19 protein-coding genes are annotated in these 20,796 nt (G+C 55.2%); 3 read left to right on the top strand and 16 right to left on the bottom strand.

Annotated elements, in window-relative coordinates:
* The first annotated feature begins 97 nt into the window (after positions 1-97).
* Both F552_RS0106950 and F552_RS0106955 read left to right on the top strand, forming a co-directional pair.
* Positions 98-421: an ArsR/SmtB family transcription factor gene (locus tag F552_RS0106950; RefSeq protein WP_018151010.1), complete on the top strand. Its 324-nt coding sequence runs from the start codon at positions 98-100 to the stop codon at positions 419-421.
* The gene (locus F552_RS0106955) at positions 418-2,127 is read left to right on the top strand and encodes a SulP family inorganic anion transporter (protein WP_018151011.1); all 1,710 of its coding nucleotides are present in this window, start codon (positions 418-420) and stop codon (positions 2,125-2,127) included. Before F552_RS0106950 ends, F552_RS0106955 begins: the two co-directional genes overlap by 4 nt.
* Here F552_RS0106955 and F552_RS0106960 read toward each other — a convergent pair.
* The 15 genes from F552_RS0106960 to F552_RS0107030 form a co-directional block, all read right to left on the bottom strand.
* Positions 2,117-3,064 (bottom strand): sugar kinase, encoded by a 948-nt coding sequence (locus tag F552_RS0106960; protein WP_018151012.1) that lies wholly within the window; start codon positions 3,062-3,064, stop codon positions 2,117-2,119. The genes F552_RS0106955 and F552_RS0106960 overlap by 11 nt on opposite strands.
* A complete protein-coding gene (locus F552_RS0106965) occupies positions 3,065-4,594 on the bottom strand; it encodes a UxaA family hydrolase (protein ID WP_018151013.1) in 1,530 nt (509 codons plus the stop codon). It lies immediately after the preceding gene.
* 24 nt (positions 4,595-4,618) lie between these two features.
* The gene (locus tag F552_RS0106970) at positions 4,619-4,948 is read right to left on the bottom strand and encodes an L-rhamnose mutarotase (protein WP_026182471.1); all 330 of its coding nucleotides are present in this window, start codon (positions 4,946-4,948) and stop codon (positions 4,619-4,621) included.
* A gap of 1 nt (position 4,949) precedes the next feature.
* Positions 4,950-5,792, bottom strand: coding sequence for an amidohydrolase family protein (locus F552_RS0106975; protein ID WP_018151015.1), 843 nt, complete (start codon positions 5,790-5,792; stop codon positions 4,950-4,952).
* On the bottom strand, positions 5,789-6,784 hold the full coding sequence (locus F552_RS0106980; protein ID WP_026182473.1) for an aldo/keto reductase: 996 nt from the start codon (positions 6,782-6,784) through the stop codon (positions 5,789-5,791). Before F552_RS0106980 ends, F552_RS0106975 begins: the two co-directional genes overlap by 4 nt.
* 100 nt (positions 6,785-6,884) lie before the next feature.
* Positions 6,885-7,796 (bottom strand): GntR family transcriptional regulator, encoded by a 912-nt coding sequence (locus F552_RS0106985; RefSeq protein WP_018151017.1) that lies wholly within the window; start codon positions 7,794-7,796, stop codon positions 6,885-6,887.
* A 118-nt stretch (positions 7,797-7,914) separates the two neighbouring features.
* Positions 7,915-9,045 carry a mannitol dehydrogenase family protein gene (locus F552_RS0106990; protein ID WP_018151018.1) on the bottom strand — a complete coding sequence of 377 codons (1,131 nt, stop codon included), beginning with the start codon at positions 9,043-9,045 and terminating at the stop codon, positions 7,915-7,917.
* A gap of 3 nt (positions 9,046-9,048) precedes the next feature.
* Positions 9,049-10,062, bottom strand: a complete 1,014-nt coding sequence (locus F552_RS0106995) for a zinc-binding alcohol dehydrogenase family protein (RefSeq protein WP_018151019.1) — start codon at positions 10,060-10,062, stop codon at positions 9,049-9,051.
* Positions 10,063-10,096: 34 nt separating this feature from the next.
* Positions 10,097-11,758, bottom strand: coding sequence for a methyl-accepting chemotaxis protein (locus F552_RS0107000; protein WP_083917445.1), 1,662 nt, complete (start codon positions 11,756-11,758; stop codon positions 10,097-10,099).
* Positions 11,759-11,873: 115 nt separating this feature from the next.
* Positions 11,874-12,815 carry an ABC transporter substrate-binding protein gene (locus tag F552_RS0107005; RefSeq protein WP_018151021.1) on the bottom strand — a complete coding sequence of 314 codons (942 nt, stop codon included), beginning with the start codon at positions 12,813-12,815 and terminating at the stop codon, positions 11,874-11,876.
* Between the two features lie 70 nt (positions 12,816-12,885).
* Complete coding sequence (locus F552_RS0107010) at positions 12,886-13,869, bottom strand: ABC transporter permease (RefSeq protein WP_018151022.1); 984 nt, start codon at positions 13,867-13,869, stop codon at positions 12,886-12,888.
* Between the two features lie 25 nt (positions 13,870-13,894).
* A complete protein-coding gene (locus F552_RS0107015; RefSeq protein ID WP_211208243.1) occupies positions 13,895-15,466 on the bottom strand; it encodes a sugar ABC transporter ATP-binding protein in 1,572 nt (523 codons plus the stop codon).
* 248 nt (positions 15,467-15,714) lie between these two features.
* The gene (locus F552_RS0107020) at positions 15,715-16,995 is read right to left on the bottom strand and encodes an L-fuconate dehydratase (protein ID WP_018151024.1); all 1,281 of its coding nucleotides are present in this window, start codon (positions 16,993-16,995) and stop codon (positions 15,715-15,717) included.
* 9 nt (positions 16,996-17,004) lie between these two features.
* A complete protein-coding gene (locus F552_RS0107025; protein ID WP_018151025.1) occupies positions 17,005-17,850 on the bottom strand; it encodes an ureidoglycolate lyase in 846 nt (281 codons plus the stop codon).
* A 75-nt stretch (positions 17,851-17,925) separates the two neighbouring features.
* Positions 17,926-18,678, bottom strand: a complete 753-nt coding sequence (locus tag F552_RS0107030; protein WP_018151026.1) for an SDR family oxidoreductase — start codon at positions 18,676-18,678, stop codon at positions 17,926-17,928.
* A gap of 164 nt (positions 18,679-18,842) precedes the next feature.
* On the opposite strand from F552_RS0107030, the gene F552_RS0107040 reads away from it, so the two are divergent.
* On the top strand, positions 18,843-19,571 hold the full coding sequence (locus tag F552_RS0107040; RefSeq protein ID WP_018151027.1) for a FadR/GntR family transcriptional regulator: 729 nt from the start codon (positions 18,843-18,845) through the stop codon (positions 19,569-19,571).
* A gap of 107 nt (positions 19,572-19,678) precedes the next feature.
* On the opposite strand, the gene F552_RS0107045 is transcribed toward F552_RS0107040, so the two are convergent.
* Positions 19,679-20,680, bottom strand: a complete 1,002-nt coding sequence (locus F552_RS0107045; RefSeq protein WP_018151028.1) for a substrate-binding domain-containing protein — start codon at positions 20,678-20,680, stop codon at positions 19,679-19,681.
* Between the last annotated feature and the right edge of the window lie 116 nt (positions 20,681-20,796).

Here is a 20,796-nt window from a genome sequence, read left to right on the forward strand (position 1 = left end):
CCACATAAAAGATAAAAACAGACGTTATATCAAACAGATAGATCACACACCGACACTCTCTCTGCCTATATAACCGTTATTTGCCGGAATCTTGCCGATGGAATGCGCACCAGACCTCCCTGCCCTCAAGCATGCTGCCAATGAGGCCGTGGCACTATTGAAAACCCTGGGCAACCCGGACCGACTGCTCTTGCTATGCCAGATGGCCGCGCAAGAATGCAGCGTCAGCGAACTGGAAGAGCTGCTGGATATTCACCAGCCGACCTTGTCCCAGCAACTGGGCATTCTGCGCCGCGCCGGGCTGGTCAGCACCCGCAAAGAAGGTAAACAGATTTTTTACCGTCTGAGCAGTGACAAGGCAACGGAAGTGATCGCAACACTATACGGCTTGTATTGCCAGCCACCCGGACCCACCCCATGAAGTGGCCCCTGCCCGGCTGGATACGGCACTATCATGCCCGCCACCTGCCGCATGATGCGATTGCCAGCATCACCTTGATGGTTTTGCTGATCCCCCAGGGGTTAGCCTATGCATTGCTGGCCGGCATGCCGCCCCAGGCAGGGCTCTATGCCAGCATTTTTCCGGCACTTCTGTATGCACTGGCGGGCTCCAGCGCCACCTTGTCTGTGGGGCCGGCCGCTTTGCCGGCCATGATGACGGTAATCACCGTCAGTGCAGTTGCCACACCTTTCACACCGGCCTACTTTGGACTGGCCGCAGCCGTTGCCTTGCTGTCTGGCCTCTTGCGACTGGTGCTAGGCGTGTTGCGATTCGGCTTTATGGCCAATCTGCTGTCTCAGCCCGTGGTGGGAGGGTTCATTGCCGGTTCGGCATTCATGATCATCCTGACACAAGTCCCCAATCTGTTGGGCATTCCAGCCCATGGCGATACGGCCTGGTTATTATTGCTGGATATTGCACGCCGGTTGCCGATGCTCTCGCGGGATAGCCTGCTGCTATCTCTGGGTGCGTTTGTCATGGTCTTGCTGATCCGCTACGGTTTGCAAGCCCTGCTACATGCGCTGAAAACGCCTGCCAGTCTTGGCCAATTGCTGGTCAAAACCGCGCCGGTCATCGTGATGATCCTGGCGACACTGGTGGTGCGCTTTGGGCATCTCTCGGTCAAGACCATCGGCCCCTTGCCGCAAGGCTGGCAGGGCATGGCGCTACCTGATGCGGACTGGGGGTTGGTACTGCACATGTGGCCGGCCATTCTGGCCATTGCCCTGCTGGGGTTTGTCGACAGTTTTTCGATTGCCCAGACACTGGCCATCAAGCGCCGGGAAAATGTCTCGCCGGACCGTGAACTGATGGCCCTGGGGCTGGCCAATATGGGGGCAGGCCTGACGGGTGGCTTCCCGGTATCAGCCAGTTTCGGGCGCTCTGCCGCCAATGAAATGGCCGGGGCAAAAACCCAGCTGGCGGGTGTGCTGGCTGCCTTTGGCATGCTGGCCATATTGCTGGCGGGGGGGAATCTGTTTGTTTACCTGCCGGTATGCGTGCTGGGGGTGACCATCGTGATGGCAGTGAGCCAAATGCTGGATGGCTCGCTGCTGAAGCTTTCGTTCCGCTATGACCGCCGCGATGCATTCGTCTATCTGGCAACCTTGCTGATGGTACTGTTCATCGGGGTAGTGCAGGCAATTCTGGCCGGGGTGGTTTTGTCGCTGGCCCTGTTCATCTGGCGCACCAGCCAGCCGCATCTGGCCAGACTGGGGAGAATCCCCGGCACAGAGCATTACCGCAACGTGCTGCGTTACCAGACGGAAACCCGTCCGGATATCCTGATCATCCGCGTGGACGAGAATCTGTACTTTGCCAATATCCGCTTTGTGCAGGCGTCGGTTATCCATTTTTTGCGGCAACACCCGAAAACCCGGTCGCTCTTGCTGGTGCTCAGTTCTGTCAACATGCTGGATGTCTCTGCCTTGCAGGGGTTGCAGACATTGCAAGCGGAATTGCAAGCACAGGGCGTGTCGTTACATCTGGCCGAAGTCAAAGGACCAGTCATGGACAAGCTCCAGCAAAGCGGTTTTCTGGACAAGCTCACGGGGAGTGTTCATTTATCCATTCATGCGGCAGTGCAGGCACTAAGCCATGCCGAGGCACCTGACTTCATGATCTAGGCAAAGGCGCCAGCCCGAGTTCTGCCCGGGTGGGCAAGCCATCCGAATCCCCCGGGAACTGCACGACTCGGGCGCCGATCCGATTACCACGCGCCGCGGCGGCCGGCAGCGTCTCTTGTTCCAGCAAGCTGCTGATCACGCCGACGGCAAAACCGTCCCCTGCCCCGACGGTATCAACCACGGAGGGGACTGGCACACCGGGTACATAGGTAGCTTGCAGTGCAGTTGCCACATACGCCCCCTCCGGCCCCAGCTTGACGACAACGGCCTTGCACCCCATGTCCAGATAAAAACGGGCGATGGCTTCCGGCTGGCTGGACCCGGCCAGGATACGGCCCTCAGCAATGCCGGGCAGGATGATATCGGCCCGGGCGGCCAGCGCATTCAAGGTTTCCACCATTAGCGTCTCTGACGGCCAGAGCACCGGGCGCAGATTGGGGTCAAAGGTCACGGTCACCATGTCCTGCCTGGCTTTGTCCAGCATGGCCTGCACCAGTTGGTGGCAGCCCGTCGATAAAGCCGGACTGATACCAGTGACATGCAGCAGCCGTGCCTGATACCAGTCTGGCGGCAAATCATCCGCCGTCATCTGGCTGGCGGCAGAGCCCTTACGGTGGTATTCCACCTGCGGATCCTTCCCCTTTGCAGCCCGGGTTTTCAGCATGAAGCCGGTAGGCAGGCCTGGCGACGTCTTGATGAACCGGCGATCTACGCCATCCGCCACCATCACCTGTAGCAGATAATCGCCAAAGGCATCCTGCCCCAGCCGGCTCAGATACCCCACCCGATGACCAAGCCTGGCCAAGCCGATGGCAACATTCAGCTCGGCACCGGCAGCATGGCGGGCAAAGTGAGCGACGGATGACAGCGAGCCTTCCTCTTGTGCGGCAAACAGCACCATGGCTTCGCCAACGGTAATCACATCCAGTGCATCCATTTACATCACCGCCCCGAGTTGCCACGGTACAAATTCGTTATCCCCCAACCCGTTCTGCTCGCTCATGGTTGGCTGGCCGGACGCCGTTGCCAGTATCAACGCCAGCAGATCCTGCCCAGCCTGCGCCAGCGTCAGTCCACCGGTCAATAGGTCACCAGCGTTGAAATCCATATCAAGCCGCATGCGTTCGAACAATGTGGAGTTGGTGGCCAGTTTAAGAGAAGGCACCGGTTTGCAACCGTAGGTTGACCCTCGCCCGGTAGTAAAACAGATCAGGTTTGCGCCACTGGCAACCTGACCGGTTGCGGATACCGGGTCATACCCCGGGGAGTCCATGAACACCAGACCGGATGTAGTCACCGGCTCGGCATATTCGTAGACAGCCATCAAACCAGTCGACCCCGCTTTGGCCACGGCACCCAAAGATTTTTCCAGAATGGTGGTTATTCCACCGGCCTTGTTGCCAGGGGACGGGTTATTGTTCATGTCTCCCTGATGCATGCGGGTGTAGGCTTCCCACCAGGCGATGCGGGACAACAGTTTGTCACCTACCGCCTGACTGGCCGCTCGGGACGTCAGCAAATGCTCGGCACCATAGATTTCTGGTGTTTCCGACAGGATGGCCGTTCCCCCTTGCTGCACCAGCAGATCAACCGCCGTGCCTAGCACCGGGTTTGCCGTAATGCCGGAATAAGCATCCGACCCGCCACACTGCAGCCCGATCACCAGCTTTGATAGCGGGACGGGCGATCGCTTTGCCAGGTTGGCAATCGGCAACATGGCTTCTATGCGGGCAATACCTTCTGCAATGCTTTCTCTCGTTCCGCCCTGATCCTGGATGATCAAGGTAGAAAACAAACCGGCCTGGCGCGCGGGCAGCTGTTCGACCAACCGGGCGACCTGATTCACCTCGCAGCCCAGACCAATCACCAATACTCCGACAAAATTGGGATGGCGAGCATAACCCTGCAAGGTACGGCGCAGGATATCGATACCCTCCCCGGTGCTACCCATGCCGCATCCTGCACCATGGGTAATAGAAACAACCCCATCCACCGAAGGAAAACCGGCCAGCGCGGCCGCATTAAAATGTTCTGCAATTTTCTTGCTGACGGTCGCCGAGCAATTTACGCTGGCGATGACGCCAATATAATTCCGGGTACCCACTTGACCCGTTTGGCGTACATACCCCATGAAATGGGCTGTCTCCGGCTCACGAGGGGTCGGCTGATACCCGCTGCCGATCTCATGTGTCAATGTCCCGTGCTCAGACAGCACATTATGAACATGGACATGCGCGCCGGCCTCTACAGACTCGGAGGCAATGCCGATGATCTGCCCGTATTTCCGGACAGGCTGCCCCGCCGCGATATCTACCAGCGCAATTTTATGCCCTGCCGGTACTGGCTGGGTAACGACCACGTTCAGGCCATCATCGGTCTGCCATTCGCTACCTGGTGTTAAAGATTCCAGTGCAACGGCCACATTATCGGCCGGGCTCAGGCGCAACAAGCGCTTTGGTGCATTCATGTACTTCCCCGTCTTATCAAGGGGTTAATCCATATGGAAAACCAGATCCATCATGGCCCAGTGTTCCCCCGCCGCCCTGCTGGCCAGTGGCCGCTGACAGGGGCCGCACAAGGCCCACCAGCGCCGGGTCACTTCCTGATCCGCAATGGACTGCATGTCGGCTTCAAAATCATGCCCGTGGTATTCCCAGTAGCCAAACAGCAGGTTCTCCGGCTCCCGCAGGAAAATGCTGTAATTCCGGACATTTGCCTTGCTAAGGCCAGCCAGAATCTCCGGCCAGACACTGGCATGCAACCGTTTGTATTCTTCGATATGCTCAGGCGCGATACCGATCACCATACCCATACGCTGCATGTCAGACTCCCCGATGTGCCAGACGATAAAATTCGCTGGCGGTCCCGCCAAATACGGCCTGCTTTTCTGTGGACGTCAGCTGCGCCAACAACGCCTCGCTCTGATCAACCCAGCCTGCGTACTGCCCGGCCAGATTCAGCACGGGCCAGTCGCTTCCCCACATGACCCGGTGCGCACCAAATTGCTGCAGCACCAGATCCACATATGGTGCCAGATGGCGAGTATCGGTATAGATGCCAGCTTCGGTCAGCAAGCCAGATAGTTTGCAAAACACATTCGGGCAGGCAGCAAGGGCTGTCATGTCTGCGGCCCATTCATCCCATTGCTGCAAGGCGATTTCCGGCTTGGCAGCATGGTCTATCACGATTGGCAACGCTGGATATTCGCGAGCAAACCGCAACAGACCCGGTAACTGTCGAGGCAGCACCAGTGCATCAAAACTCAGCTTTGATTCCATCAGGGCATTGATGGCGGGTGCCAAACCAGGCTGGCAAATCCAGTGATCATCGGCTTCTGACTGCAGCATCGGACGTACGCCCTTGAATGCCGGGTGACCGGCAAACTGGCGGATGCGTGCTGGTGCATCAGCATGTGTCAGGTCTACCCAGCCCACGACGCCAAGGATGAAATCATGCTGACTGGCCAGGGTCAGTAGATAGTCGGTATCTGCCTCCACGGGGAGCGACTGCACCACCACGGTACCGTCTATTCCAGTCTGCTTGAGCAGTGGCATCAGGTCTTGTGGCTGGAAATCACGGTAAATGGCCGCAAGCGATGCGGGCGGCCACTGCCCTTCTCTTGCGCTCATCAACCAGAAATGCTGATGTGCATCGATCCTCATCATGCTGCTCCCCCTGGGGTAGGTGCATCCGGGTGCAGCAATTCTTTGTCTTTCAGGGCTTGCCAGAAGGCCGTTGGCAATGGGGTATTCATCCATGCCAGATTCTGGGTAAGCTGGGTTGCATTTCTGGCTCCCGCCAGACAACTAACGACTGCGGGATGTGCCAGCGGAAACTGCAAGGCAGCGGCCTGAACCGGTACCTCAAACGCATCACACACCGCCGTCAGACGCGCGACCTTTGCCACCACCTCAGCAGGTGCATCGGCATAATTGAACTTCCCGGACCCTGCCAGAATGCCGGAGTTGAATGGCCCACCGGCAATGATGGAATGCCCGCTGGCCGCACATCTGGACAACAGCGGTTCCAGACTTTCCTGCTCCAGCAAGGTATAACGCCCCGCGAGCAATGAGCAGTCCAGTGTGACTTCCTGCATAGCTTCCACAATGATCTGCCATTCGTTTACACCAAGGCCGATGGCTCTTGTCTGCCCTTGGGTTCGCAGTTCTTCCAGCGCCCGGAATCCGCCACCTTGCGTCAGCTGCGCCCAGTAGTGTGCATGCATTTCCTGATGGGTATAGGCACCAATGTCATGTACAAACAGGATATCGATATGCGTCAACCCCAAACGCTGCAGGCTATCCTCGAAAGAACGCATGATGCCACTATAGGTGTAATCGTAATGCGGCCTGAAGGGTAATGGCTCTGCCCAGCCATCCTCACCGGGCTTTACACTGGTATCGGCTTTCATCAGCCGGCCCACTTTGCTGCTCAGGATGAATTCGGCACGTGGTTTTTCCCGCAATACCGCACCGACCCGGTGCTCTGACAAGGTGTAGCCATAAAAGGGGGCCGTATCGAAATAGCGAAGCCCCATGTCCCAGGCTGTCTGCAAGGTATGGGTGGCTTCTTCATTGGAAGATGGCCGGTACAGCCCCCCCATCTGGGCGCATCCCAATCCAAGCTGACTGAGTGCAAATGTTTGATTCAACATCATCTTGGCAGTTACTGCGGTCATCATCGCCTCTTTTTAGATTGTATTTTTATAAATAAAAATCTACCACATGCAAACAAAGCCCGGCACAAGTCGCTCAGACTCAGGATGCCAGATGCTCTGTTTTCGTTCTGATCGCATGCATCAGGGTTGCCCGTGACGTTTTCAGATGCTGACGCATGCTGTCCAGTGCATGGCGGATATCCCGCTTTGCCAATGCCTTGAGAATTTCCAGATGCTCGTCAATCGCAAAACTGTTACGGGCCATTTCATCGCGCTTGTCCCACTGGTAATGATAATGGAACACAAACGATACGATGTCATAAAAACCCTGTGCAAACCGGTTGCGCAAAATGCCGATCAGCAAAGTATGGAAGTCCCTGTCCAGTGCGGGAAACTCGCTATACTTTGTACTGACTTTGGCCTTGAGCTTCTCATGCCGGACAATCAGCTTGTCCAGTTGTTTCCAGACATCATCCTTATCATCCAGACTGGCAAATTTCTCAATCGCGGCAATCTCGAAAAGCTGGCGCATCTCGGCCAGTTCTTCGGCAAAACTAAGATCAAAAGCACACAACCGCCAGCCCCCGTTGGGCTTCTTTTCGATCAGGCCATAGCGCGAAAACCCGATCAGGAACTCCCGTACACTCACCGTACTGGCGCCGGCCTCCCGCGCCAGTTCTGACTCCGAAAACTCGGCACCTGGCGGCAGGTCTTTCTGGAATACTCGCTCCAGTAAAACCTGCTGGATTTTTTCGGTGCCTGTCTGCAGTTCGGCAAGATCAAAATAATCCTCCGGCACCGGCATCCGCAGTAAACGCCGGTCATGAATGCCGTTAATCACTTGCAACTGATGCAAATGCGTAATGGCACTGCGGATGGTTGTCCGGCTGACACCGCACAGCACGGCCAATTGCTGCTCTGGCGGCAGTACCGCATCCACCTTCATCTTGTCGGCAATGTAACTTAACAATTGATTTGTGGTTTTCTTTGCAACCGTAGAGGGTTTTGGCATGGTCTGCTTCCGGTAGTCCTGATACTGGTAACAACAATAAATCTATGTCGACTATAAATATTATACATTGTATCCAACAGAATCACCTGCCCGAATCAACACCTTTCATGCCATTTTCCTATACTGTGACAACCTCCAGCGCACGTTGCAAACGGCTGTTTGTCAGGACCACGCCATACTGGCCTGCCAGATCCATCAGGGGCTGAAAGCGTCTTCTTTTCTTTTCGGCATGGTTTTGAGCAATATCTGCCAGCCGGTGACGCAGAAACGGATTACCAAAACGTTCTTCTACCGATTGCATGTACATCCGTGCCTGCTCGCCTTGCCCCATCGCATCGAAAACGGGCAGCACCTCTTCCTGCCACACGGCACGCAGGGTACGCACAATCCCGTCGGTTTGCATGGCCTCATGCACAGTCATGTCCGGTGCCCGGTCGGCCATGGATTGCCATGTTTCTACCATGCAGCTGTGCCCGAGATTCAGAAAGAGCAGCTTGAGCCGTTCATAACTGGCCAGCTCATCCGTAACAATCACTTGCGGGTGCAGGCATGGCAAGACCATGCCGGGCGTGCGTTCAATTGCCCACAGGGCGTATGGCTCGGCCACTGCGCCAACGGGTTTGATGGCCTCGGACACAATCCGGTCCACCAGCGAATTGACCCAGATACAGTCATTCTTGAGGTAATCCTGAAAATCTGCCGGCAGAGACCATTGCGATGCCAGTTGCAGCAATACCCCTTTTAACACATCGCCATTTCTGGAAATCAGCTCGCATGGATAAAGCGTGATTGGCGCCCCCCCTTGCAAAAAGCGATACCAAAGCAGCAGCAGCAAACGCGCCGGGAAACTCTCCGGCACGGAATCCACTCGTTGTCTGAACAAACGGTCAGCCAGCGGAATCTCATAACCTTTGTCACCGGTATTGGAAATAACCACCTGTGATTCCGAACTGGCCACTATATCCTGTAGCGCGATCCAGTCTTTGGTCGCCACCAGCCCCTTGCGCACCGAATTCACCCAGTACGTTTCATCCACCAACGCACCCTGCTGCAAACCGCGTAGATGAACCGGATAACCTTTGGCATCGCTGAAAGCAGCAATCCGTCCGGCGCTCTCGGGATTATTGGTCCCCTGAACAATGGTGATTCCACCCAGCGCTTCGCCGGCTTCCATGGCCTGGCTGACAAACAGATCCACATGGGCCTGCAAGAAGCGGCTAGTACCAAACTGCAGAATCGGGCTTGTCATGGCTTAGCATTCCACGATGGCTTTGATGACCCCATGATCGGGGTTCATCCAGTCGCCAAGCACCGCCGGGAAGTCTTCCAGGCTGGCACGATGGGTGTTCAATAATGCAGTCGGAATCCGCCCGGCACGCATGGTATCCAGCACAAATTCGAAGTCGGCAATGGTTGCATTACGGCTTCCGAGCAAGGAGGTTTCCCGTTTATGGAATTCAGGATCAAAAAAGCTGATTGTGTCCTGAACGATGGAAACCAGCACGTAATTACCACCTTGTGCCACAAACTCCAGCCCACGCTTCATGGCATGAATGTTGCCGGTGGCATCAAAAACTACATCAAAAAATTCATCGTCTGAATACACCGCCAGCAAGGCCTTGTCATCTTCACCAACTGCCACCACATGATTGACACCCAGTACAGATGAGCATACTTCAAGACGGTCTTCCCGCATGTCCAGTGCGGTCACATCAGCTCCTGCAAGCCGCGAAAACAGCATCACCGCCATGCCGATGGGACCAGCGCCCACTACCAGAATCCGTTGCCCTGCCTTTACATCGCCCCGTTTGACCGCGTGCGCACCAATGGCCAGAAACTCGATCATGGCGGCCTGATCCAGGGTAATGCCTTCTGCCCGGAACACATAGCCGGCTGGCAAAGACAGATACTCGGCCATGCCGCCATCGCAATGCACCCCCAGGACCTGGATATTGGAACAGCAATTGGTCTTGCCCTTGCGGCAGGCAATGCATTTGCCACAAGACAGATATGGCATGACAAAGACAGCATCGCCCGGTACCAGTCCAGAATCGGCAGGGGCTTCCACTACCTCGCCCGCCAGTTCATGCCCCATGACGCGCGGATAGCTCAGGAAAGGCTGCGTCCCCTTGTAGATATGCATGTCCGTCCCGCAAACGCCTACCCGGCGAATACGCAGCAAGACATTGCCGGGCTTGTTTTCCGGTATGGGCAATTCGACAACCCGAAGCTGTCCTGGATGGTCACAGACGATGGCTTTCATCATGAGTACGAATTCCTTTTACTGGTTATTGTTTTTGTTAAACACTAAAGCACTGGACTTGCTTGTGGAACGAATCTGCCAGATCAGACAAGCGCCGCGACACTGCCGTAGTGGCTTGCGCCGTCTGCCGGTTACCTTCGCTAGAAGTCGCAATCGCTTCCATCTGTGCAGCAACGGCGTGCACCGTGGCATCCTGCTCTAGCAAGGCATGGGAAATCTCGCTCATGGCAATGCTGACCTTGCTGGAACTATCCACAATGCCCTGAATGTGTTGCGAGACATGGTCGGACGTCTGACGCCCGTCAGTCACCCGCGACACAACCGTTTTCATGTCCTCTACCGCCCGGATCGAGTACTGATCAATGGCCTCGATCAACTGATTAATCTCCTGAGTGGAGCGTGCTGTCCGTTCGGCCAGTTTTCGAACCTCATCCGCGACCACCGCAAACCCCCTGCCCGCCTCCCCTGCCCGTGCGGCCTCGATGGCGGCATTCAGCGCCAGCAAGTTGGTCTGATCGGCCACTTCCTTGATCACCTGCATCACGGGGCCAATCAGCACGGCTTGCGACCGTACCCTGGAGACCGTGTCATTGGCTTTTTCCAGGTCGGTTTCAATTGCCAGCAATTGCGCCAGACTCCCCTGAATAGCCCGGGTTCCCGCTTCGGCAACCTCGGTGGCCTGGCTGGCATGTGCGGTTGCTTCCCGCGCGTTATCGGCAATCAGTGAAACTGATACAGTCATTTGTTCGACCGAGGCCGCTACGGCACTGGCAGAATCACTTTGCATGTCCGACGCTTCTCCAACCGCCTGCGCGGCCTGATCCGTCTGGGCCACCAGCTGATGTAACTGTTCGGCATCCGACCGGATCTGTTTGAGTGCACGTTGCAACTGTGTCGCCAGATGATTGAACGCCGTGGCGATATCGCCAACCTCGTCTTGCCTCAGGACGGCTGCCCTCAAGGTAAAATCCGAATCTGTCGCCGTTGCCAGCATGGTGGTTCTCAGCATCGCCAGTGGTCTGGTCACGCTGCGGATCAACAACCATGAACCAGCCCCCAGCAGCACCAGCAACCCGGCCAGAGATGCCCCTATCCACAGCATGGCCCGACGCTTTAGCCCGGCAGCCTCTGCCCTGGCCTCTTCAGACGATTGCTGTGCCTGTCTGGCCAGTAACTCCAGAGATGCATCCACTGGCTCTTTGGCCGCTACCCATGGTGCAATCTGCTGAAAATACGCATCAAACAGGGGTTTCATGGCTTCTGGATCATCCGCTTCAGCCATCTGCTGTATGACTTTGCCAATGGCCCGGTCACGGCTGGCAAACAGTTGCCATTGCGGCTGAAGTCTTGACCAGATTTCTGTCAGCCCTGGATGCCTCTTCAGGGATTCAAATGCATGCCTGGCCTCTTGCAAGCGCGACAGGCTCTGTTTTCTTCTGGCCAGAATCTCGCCGTATTGCTGCTGGGCAAAATTCACGTTCTGCCAGGTAGTTGTGCTGTACGTCTGTGCGACCAGATTCAACTGTGCCGCCTGCATGACCGACAATGCCTTTAACGCTGGCACGTCACTTTCAACAATGTCATTGAGAACCAGCGTTGCCTGATGCACGCTGAACAACCCCGCCATGCCGATCAGCACCATCCCGACACTGGATATCAGGCTTAATGCAAACAGCCTCGCCCTGATCGATAACCTCATTGCCTTCACCTTTGTCCCGTATATCCGGCAGCAGGAGAAAAAATGGCGCCATTCCAGTCCCCCATCAAAATGGCGCCCAGCCTCTCATGCTGTCACTTGGTTTCTTGAAAACGGATCAATACAGAACGTTCTTGGCTTCAGGCAGTTCGATGTTGGACTTTTTCACCATCACCACACCGGTATTCAGGAACTTGGGCACAGGCTTGCCTTCCAGAATCTTGGCGACGGTTTTCAGACCCAGATAGCCCATCTGGTAAGAGCCTTGCACTGCAGTGGCAGACAAGGTGCCGTCTTTCACAAACTGTTGCAGATCCTGATTACCGTCAAAGCCGACGGCCACCACCTTGCCCGCCTTGCCGGATTGCACCAGCGCACGCCCCATGCCGACGGCGGTTGGCTCGTTGGCGCCAAAAATGCCTTTCAGGTCCGGATTCGATGCCAGCACGTCGGTGGTCTGGTTAAGCGCGGTCGCCATTTGGGACTGTGAATAGAACGGGCCGACAATTTTCAGCTTGGAGTGCGTCTCGATATATTTCTTGAAGCCCCCGACACGGCCGACTTCAGAGCCAGCCCCTGCAACATAAGACATGATGGCGATCTTGCCGGTGGTACCCACCTTGCTGATCAGTTCTTGTGCACACAGTTCACCGGCTTTCTCATTGTCGGTTGCCAGGAAAGACTGGTAGTAACTCTTGCCGCTGTCAGAAATCATGGAGTCGATCAGTACCACCGGGATTTTGGCTTCCCAGGCTTTTTTCAGAGATGGAATCAACGCATCCGGGTCTGACGGCGCCAGCACAATGCCTGCCACTTTGCGGTTGATCGCGTTCTCGACCATATTGACCTGATCCGCAATGGCAGATTCGGCAGCGGGCCCCTGGAAGGTCATGCTATAGCCTTTGACTTCTTTATTACCGGCAGTTGCTCCCTTCTGAACGTTCTGCCAGAAAGTCGAGTTGGTGGTTTTAACGATCACGGCAATCTCGCCACCGGCAAACGCATGGCTGACAGACAAAGCGATAACAGATGCAAATACAGCGGATAACTTTTTGTTCATGGTGAATCTCCTCTTTATGATTTATGTTCACTGCAAGTTACTGCTTGATGTCGGGAATGCCCCGATATTGCTATCTCCGGTTACGCATCTGGTCCACCCAGACCGTCAGCAAAATAACCAGACCGATAATGATTTGCTGTATGAAACTGGACACGCCGTTCATGTTGAGCCCGTTGCGGAGGATGCCGATCACAAAGGCACCGATGGCGGTACCGGAAATCGACCCCACGCCCCCCATCAGGGAAGTCCCGCCGATAACTGCACTGGCAATGGCATCCAGTTCATACATCACGCCTTCGTTAGGCTGGGCGGTCACGAGGCGCGACATCAGCACGCACCCGGTTAGCCCGGCCAGCGTCCCGGACAACACATACGTAAACATGGTGACCCTGGTCACATGCACGCCAGACAGACGCGCAGCTTCGCTGTTGGAGCCTACTGCATAGATATGCCGACCCAGGGTCGTACGGCTGAGCATGATGGCAACGACCACCGCCAGAATCACCATCAGGATGACCGGGTAAGGAATGCCGGGAAACACTACATCCGGAAACCCGTTTGCAGTAGTCTTGACGACCCGAAACAGTGAGCCGTTACCCAGCTCGCCAAAAGCATCTCCCAGGCCAGAGATGGCTTGCGCCCCGGTAATCTGTAATGCAACACCACGAGCCACCAGCATCATGCCCAGTGTGGCAATAAAAGGCGGTAGCTTGAGTCTGGTCACGCAGAAACCATTCAGGAATCCGCAAAATGCCCCCACCACCAGTCCGAGAAACATACCTACCGGGACGGAATAACCCGCTTTTACTACCATGGCAGCCACCACGCCGGACAAGGCCAGCACGGAGCCCACAGACAGGTCGATCCCCCCGGCAATGATCACGCAGGTGGCTGCAATCCCAAGGTAGGCAATCGAGGTGACCTGCAGGGCGACGGTCATGCCGTTACCCATGCTGAAAAAGGCGTCACTGGTCAGTGAAAATACAAGAATCAGGGCCAGCAAGCCTGCCAGGGCGGCAAACTTCTGGATCAGATCTTTTTGATGTTCAGTCATTGAAATGTCTCCGTTATCTTTCTTGTCAGGCCTGCAGTGGATGACGGCCTGATGCGTATTGCATGATTTCTTCCTGGGATGTCTCGCGGGTGTTCAATATCTGTTCGAGCTTGCCTTCATGGAATACCGCGACCCGGTCCGTCATGCCCAGAATCTCCGGCAGCTCGGATGAAATCACGACAACCCCGATCCCTTTGGCCGACAGTTCATCAATCAGCTTGTAAATGGCGTATTTGGCACCCACGTCGATCCCGCGGGTAGGCTCGTCAAAGAACATGATTCTGGACTCACGGAACAGCCACTTGCTGATGACGATTTTCTGCTGGTTACCGCCAGACAGCAGGCGCACGATCTTGTGAATGGAAGGCGTGCGGATATCCATCGCTTTCACGTATTCGGCGGCGGCACGTGCCTCGGCCGAAAAACTGATGTGCCCCATCCAGCCGGAAACCGCCTGCATGTTGGCCATGGTAATGTTTTCGGCCACATTCATTTTCAGGGCCAGACCGTTACTTTTGCGGTCTTCCGAGAGATACGCAATGCCATGGCGGATCGCATCTCGCGGGCTGCGGATAGTCACCTTCTGGCCACCCAGCATAATGTCGCCATCATCGATCAGGTCCGCCCCGAATATGGCGCGAGCCACTTCTGTACGACCTGCCCCCATCAGCCCGGCAAACCCCAGTATCTCGCCACGCTTCAGGTCAAAACTGACAGGCCCGAACACATTCTTGCGGCTGAGGTTTCTGACCGACAGCAAGACGTCCTCTGAAGGGACTGCCGTTTTAGGCGGAAAAACATCCTGTAATGATCGCCCAACCATACGAGCCACAATCTGGTCGACAGACGTATCGGCGAAAGCATCGGTAGCAATATGCTTGCCGTCTCGCATCACCGTCACCCGGTCCACAATCTGGGCCAGTTCGTCCAGACGATGCGAGATATACACAATAGCTACGCCTTCTTGCCGAAGCTCACGGATAATCTTGAACAATTTCTCGGTTTCGGCGTCAGTCAGAGATGAAGTCGGTTCGTCCATAATCAGCACTTCGGCTTTTAACGACAGTGCTTTCGCGATTTCCACCATTTGCTGCTGTGCGACAGACAGGTTTTTCACCATGGCATCCGGAGAAATTTCAACGCCAAGACGATTCAGATAAAACCGGGCATCCTCCACCAGTTTAGGTTTGTGGATGAACAGCCCTTTGCGCGGCTCTCGCGCCAGAAAGATGTTTTCAGCCACCGTCAGATGCGGAATCAGGTTCAGTTCCTGATGGATAATGGCAATCCCGGCTGCCTCGGCCTCCCGGGTAGAGCGAAAACGGCTCTCGTTGCCCTTGTAGAGGTAACGGCCACCATCTGGTTGATATTGACCGCTGATGACTTTCATCATGGTCGATTTGCCCGCGCCGTTTTCTCCGCACAGGGCATGTACTTCTCCACGACGCAAATCGAAACTGACAGCATCCAGGGCCAGTACGCTAGGGAATCTTTTGGTAATTCCTTCCAGCGATAGCAGCGCCCCGGCGTCAGCCTGCTTGCCATCAAGGGCAGCTGGCTGCATACGGCTGACAGTGTCTTGCGATGAGTTTCTCATCTTTGTGTATCTCCTCTGTTGCAGACAGCTTATTATGACATTGCTGCTTAACAGTTTTTTATTTATACAAAACACACAACTTTAAAAAAATGAACAGGTTGTGCCGGATAGAAAAGCTATTTTCCACACGTCCCGTTTATGTTTTTTATTTATATAACACACATTACATCTGTGTCAATAAATAACCGCATAAACCTGCTGACAATCTCCATCCGTATCCAATGCGCCACCTGGCTGGCCATGCGCAGCTACCCTTCATAACGGTATTGCAGCAAAGTTTCTGGTTTGATCTCAATCGAAAACCCGGCCATCGATGGCGGCATGTAGGCTGCATTGCGCACCACACACGGGTCTACAAAGTGCTCATGCAAATGGTCCACGTACTCGGTCACTCGTCCCTCGTAACTACCAGAGAAACACAGGTAATCAATCATCGACAAATGCTGCACGTACTCGCACAGGCCCACACCACCCGCATGCGGGCATACCGGCAACCGGTATTTGGCAGCCATTAGCAGCACCGCCAGCACTTCGTTCACCCCACCAATCCGGCAAGCATCAATCTGGACGACATCAATCGCTCCCCGCATGATGAACTGCTTGAACATCACCCGGTTCTGGCACATTTCACCAGTCGCCACCTTGATCGGGCTAACCCCTTCGCGAATCTTGCGGTGCCCTTCCACATCATCAGGGCAAGTCGGCTCTTCAATAAACCAGGGCTTGGCAAATGCCAGCTGCCTGACCCAGTCAATCGCCCGGTCTACTTCCCACACCTGATTGGCATCGATCATCAATTGCCGCTGCTCGCCGATAATCTGGCGGGCAATCCCGACACGGCGGATATCATCCTCCAGCTTACCGCCTACCTTCAGCTTGATATGGTTAAAGCCTTCATCAATGGCTTCCTGACACAGTCTGGCCAGTTTTTCATCGCTATAGCCAAGCCAGCCGGCTGAGGTGGTGTAACACGGATAACCGGTCTCTTTAAGTTGCGCCACTCGCGCCGACTTCCCCTCTGACGCGTGTTGCAGCAAGGTCAGCGCCTCTTCAGGGGTAATGCAATCCGTCAGGTAGGTAAAATCAATACACTTGACCAACTCCTCTGGCGACATATCTGCCACCAGCTGCCACACAGGTTTGCCGACTGATTTTGCCCACAAGTCCCAGACCGCGTTAACCACTGCGCCGACTGCCAGGTGCATCGCACCCTTGTCTGGCCCAATCCACCGCAACTGGCTATCACCGGTAATATAACGCCAGAACCGCGCGGGATCTTCCTGCACCCAGCCAAGCGACAAGCCTTTTATCCGGTGAGACAGCGCTCGAATGGCTGCACAGCAAATATCGTTGCCTCGACCAATGGTAAACGTCAGTCCATGCCCGGTCAGGTCTGCCCGGTTGGTTTTCAGGATGACATAGGCGGCCGAGTAATCCGGGTCAGGGTTCATGGCATCAGAGCCATCCAGCTTCTGCGATGTCGGGAACCGCAGATCAATCACTTCCAGATCGGTAATCGTGATAGTCATCGTGCCCCCTTATGCCTGAACCGTTTTCTGGGTTTGCACACCTAGGCCGTCAATACCCAGGGTCATGACCTGACCCGCCTTCAGGTATACAGGGTCGGGTTTCTGCCCAAGACCAACGCCGGGCGGCGTACCGGTAGAAATGACATCCCCGGGCTGCAAGCTCATGAAGCGGCTCAGATATGCAATCAGGGTCGGTACCTTGAAAATCATGGTCGAGGTATTGCCGTTCTGGTAACGCTTGCCATCCACTTCCAGCCACATGTTCAGGCGGTTCGGATCGGCAACTTCATCGGCGGTGACCAGCCAAGGCCCCATGGGGCCAAACGTATCGCACCCCTTCCCCTTGTCCCATGTACCGCCAAGCTCCAGCTGATACTCGCGTTCAGACACATCATTGATGACGCAGTAACCAGCCACATGCGACATGGCATCTGCTTCATCGATATAACGCCCGCCCTTGCCAATCACGACCCCCAGTTCCACTTCCCAATCGGTCTTGTTGGAACCGCGCGGAATCTCGACATCATCATTCGGGCCGACAATGGCACTGGTCCATTTACCAAACACCACCGGTTCGGCCGGCACAGCCATACCCGATTCCGCCGCGTGATCGGAGTAATTCAGACCGATGCAGATAAATTTGCCCACATTCCCCACACACGCTCCCAGCCGGGGAGAACCGCTTACCACCGGCAACTGTTTGACATCCAGTGCCGCCAGTGCTGCCAAACCGGCAGGGGTCAATACCTCTCCCGCAATATCCTTGACGACAGCGGACAGGTCGCGCAGCTGGCCGTCTGCATCCAGCATGCCCGGTTTCTCTTCACCCTTATTTCCATAACGTAACAATTTCATGCGTATTCCCCGTTTTTGTTCTTGCCCCCTCCAGCGGAAAGGGTTTCCACATTACCCTGCTTGTGCCATCACACATCAATTAGACCAGCCACCATCAATTACCTGGGCCGTACCTGTCGTAAAGGCAGACTCATCCGACGCCAGATACAACGCCAACGCCGCAATTTCTTCATCAGTCCCGACCCGGCCCATCGGTTGCCGGGCAACAAAAGCAGCCCTGACTTCTTCAACAGTTTTGTGTTCTGCTGCTGCCTGAGCCTCGATCCGCTGAGCCAGTGAAGGAGACGCCACCGTCCCCGGGCAAATGGCATTACAGCGTATGCCTTTGGTCACAAAGTCTGCTGCAATTGCCTTGGTCAAGCCAATAACAGCCGCCTTGGTCGTGCCATAGACAAACCGGTTTGGTGCCCCTTTCACGCTAGACGCCACTGACGACATATTGATGATCGACCCTTGGCCCTTGGCCAGCATACCGGGCAAGAAAGCGCGGACCATGCGGTACATGGAGGTGACATTCAGATCATAAGCAAATGCCCACTGTTGCTCGTCGCACTCCAGAATGGAGCCCTGATGGACAAAACCTGCACAATTAAAGAGCACGTCGATGGATGGGTACTTTGCAGCCAGTGACTGGATGGCAACAGGATCGGTCACATCGAGACAGCACGCCACAATGGCTGGGTGAGAGGCGGCTACTTCAGCCAGCGCATCTGCATTGATGTCTGTTGCAATCACGGTGGCACCCTCTTTGGCCCACATCAATGCTGTTGCCCTGCCAATCCCTTGCCCTGCGGCTGTTAACAGACACGTTTTTCCTGCCAGTCTCATCTTGCACTCCTGTGATTCGTTTCAAGTTGAACTCATTAAATCACAAAATTGGCCGGACCAATAGTCCAATAGACCAATTTTTTGCAGATTTTTTGTTTTTCTCCTAAAATGAAGCACATACAGTCATGAGATAATCCTGCCCGTGCAGATAAAAAGGACAAGAAATGCCACTACAAGCGGTTGAAAGCAAAAGGATTTATCAGAAAATTGCCGAGCAGATCCGGGCGCTGATCGAATCCGGCGAGTTTGCGGCAGGGACGGCGCTACCACCTGAAAGGACACTGGCACAGGAAATGGGTGTCAGTCGTGCCTCTGTGCGTGAAGCCATTATTGCCCTGGAAGTATCCGGACTGGTCGAAGTACGGGTTGGTAGCGGCATCTATGTATGTAATAGCGCCCCCTCAACCCCGGATGCTCATCAGTGGGAATTCGATCCGGAACTTGGATTGAACCTGGAAATGAATGAAGAACTGTCACCGTTCTCCATTCTCAAAGCGCGATTACTGATTGAACCGGAAGCTGCGGCACTGGCCGCTGAACATGCAGATGCCGAGCAACGCCAGCTGATCCGGGACGCCTATGCACAAAACGTTCAGGATAACCAGGCGGCGTCGACCACCCACCCGGGAGATCGCCTGTTCCATATCCGCATTGCAGAAGCCAGCGGTAATGAGGCTTTCGCCTTCTTCATCAAGCACATGCTGGCTCACCGCTACGGTGTACTTTTCAAGCGCTTGCAGACCTTGTACACCCCAAACGACATGCCGCTACGCTCGCAGATGGAGCACGAGGCCATTCTGAATGCCATCGACGCCCGAGACCCACAGCAGGCACGGCAAGCCATGCATAAGCACATTACCTCGGTAATCGATATCTTTTTGCGCGGCCAATAAGCATTCACCACCATTCCCAAATCAAAAGCCCCATGCAGTCAACTGCATGGGGCTTTTGATTTCAGGAGGCGCAAAGCATTATTCACATATGTCGTACAGTACGTCAGCTACCTGTTCCATAGCAGCCGGTACCCAGCCTGATAAGGAATATTGCTTTCGATATCTGACGTAGAAAACTGCTTTAAGAATGCAGCAGTCACCAGAATGGGCTCCGTCACATACCCGCTCGGCCCTTCACCGTTAAATGCCCGGTTCAGTTCATCCACCAGTTGCCACCCCTGAATATTGAGGGGCTCGGCAACCGTAGCGATCTGCTGGGAGCGCCCGCTTCGAATACGACTAAGCGCGACATTGGAACCGTCACCCGCCGAAATGCTCTGGATGTCTTGCCGGTGCAGGCGCGCCAACGGGAAGTTGATCTCGTCAAAATACAAATCATTGATCGCCAGCGAATGCGTCCATTGCTTGCCAAACCGCTTGTTCAGACGGATAACGGCCTTTTCCATATCCGCTGCCACCCGATTTAACGGCAAATTTTCTACCGCCAACACTTTGCAGTGCGCACACTTTTCCAGCGCGGTCTTCATGGCAAATACCTTGGCATTGGCCACCTCAAAACGGTCATCATTAAAAATGACGACTCCCATCGACTGCTTGCGGCTACCAATCAAATACGTTGCTGCCAAGTTCCCCACCTGAAAAGGGTTGGTACTGACATTGGTAAAGAGTAGTTTGTCTGGCCCGGGCAACGCGCTGGCATGCCAGCCAACGACCGGGATTCTCTGCATGTGTGCTGTCACCAGACTGTCCGACATCTGCTCGGCAGAGAAGCCGCCCAGTACAATGCCATCAATCTTGTCGACACTTACCCGCACAAGTGCCTGGCGAATCAGATTGGCATCCCCTTTACCATCCACCAGCATCACACGCCAGCCGACTTCGGCAGATGCACCGGCAAAGGCCCGGTAAACTGCACTGATTCCCCCGTTTTGCAGATTTTCAGCAACAAACAGGATGTTTCTTGACCCGGGTTGCACCGGGGAGGAAGTTTTAGGGCCGTTCCAGACCGCGGGCGCCGCCATGACCTGCAGCGTAACCAGCAAGAACATCAGGAAAAAACGCCTTATCCCGCTCCGCATTCCAGCCCCGATTCACGTGATCACTTCAAGAGGTTGCCTGCAACAGCCATGACACCATGACTGCATGATCATAGACAGTCAGTTCA

This window comes from Leeia oryzae DSM 17879 (genome assembly GCF_000376945.1).
Taxonomy (GTDB): domain Bacteria; phylum Pseudomonadota; class Gammaproteobacteria; order Burkholderiales; family Leeiaceae; genus Leeia; species Leeia oryzae.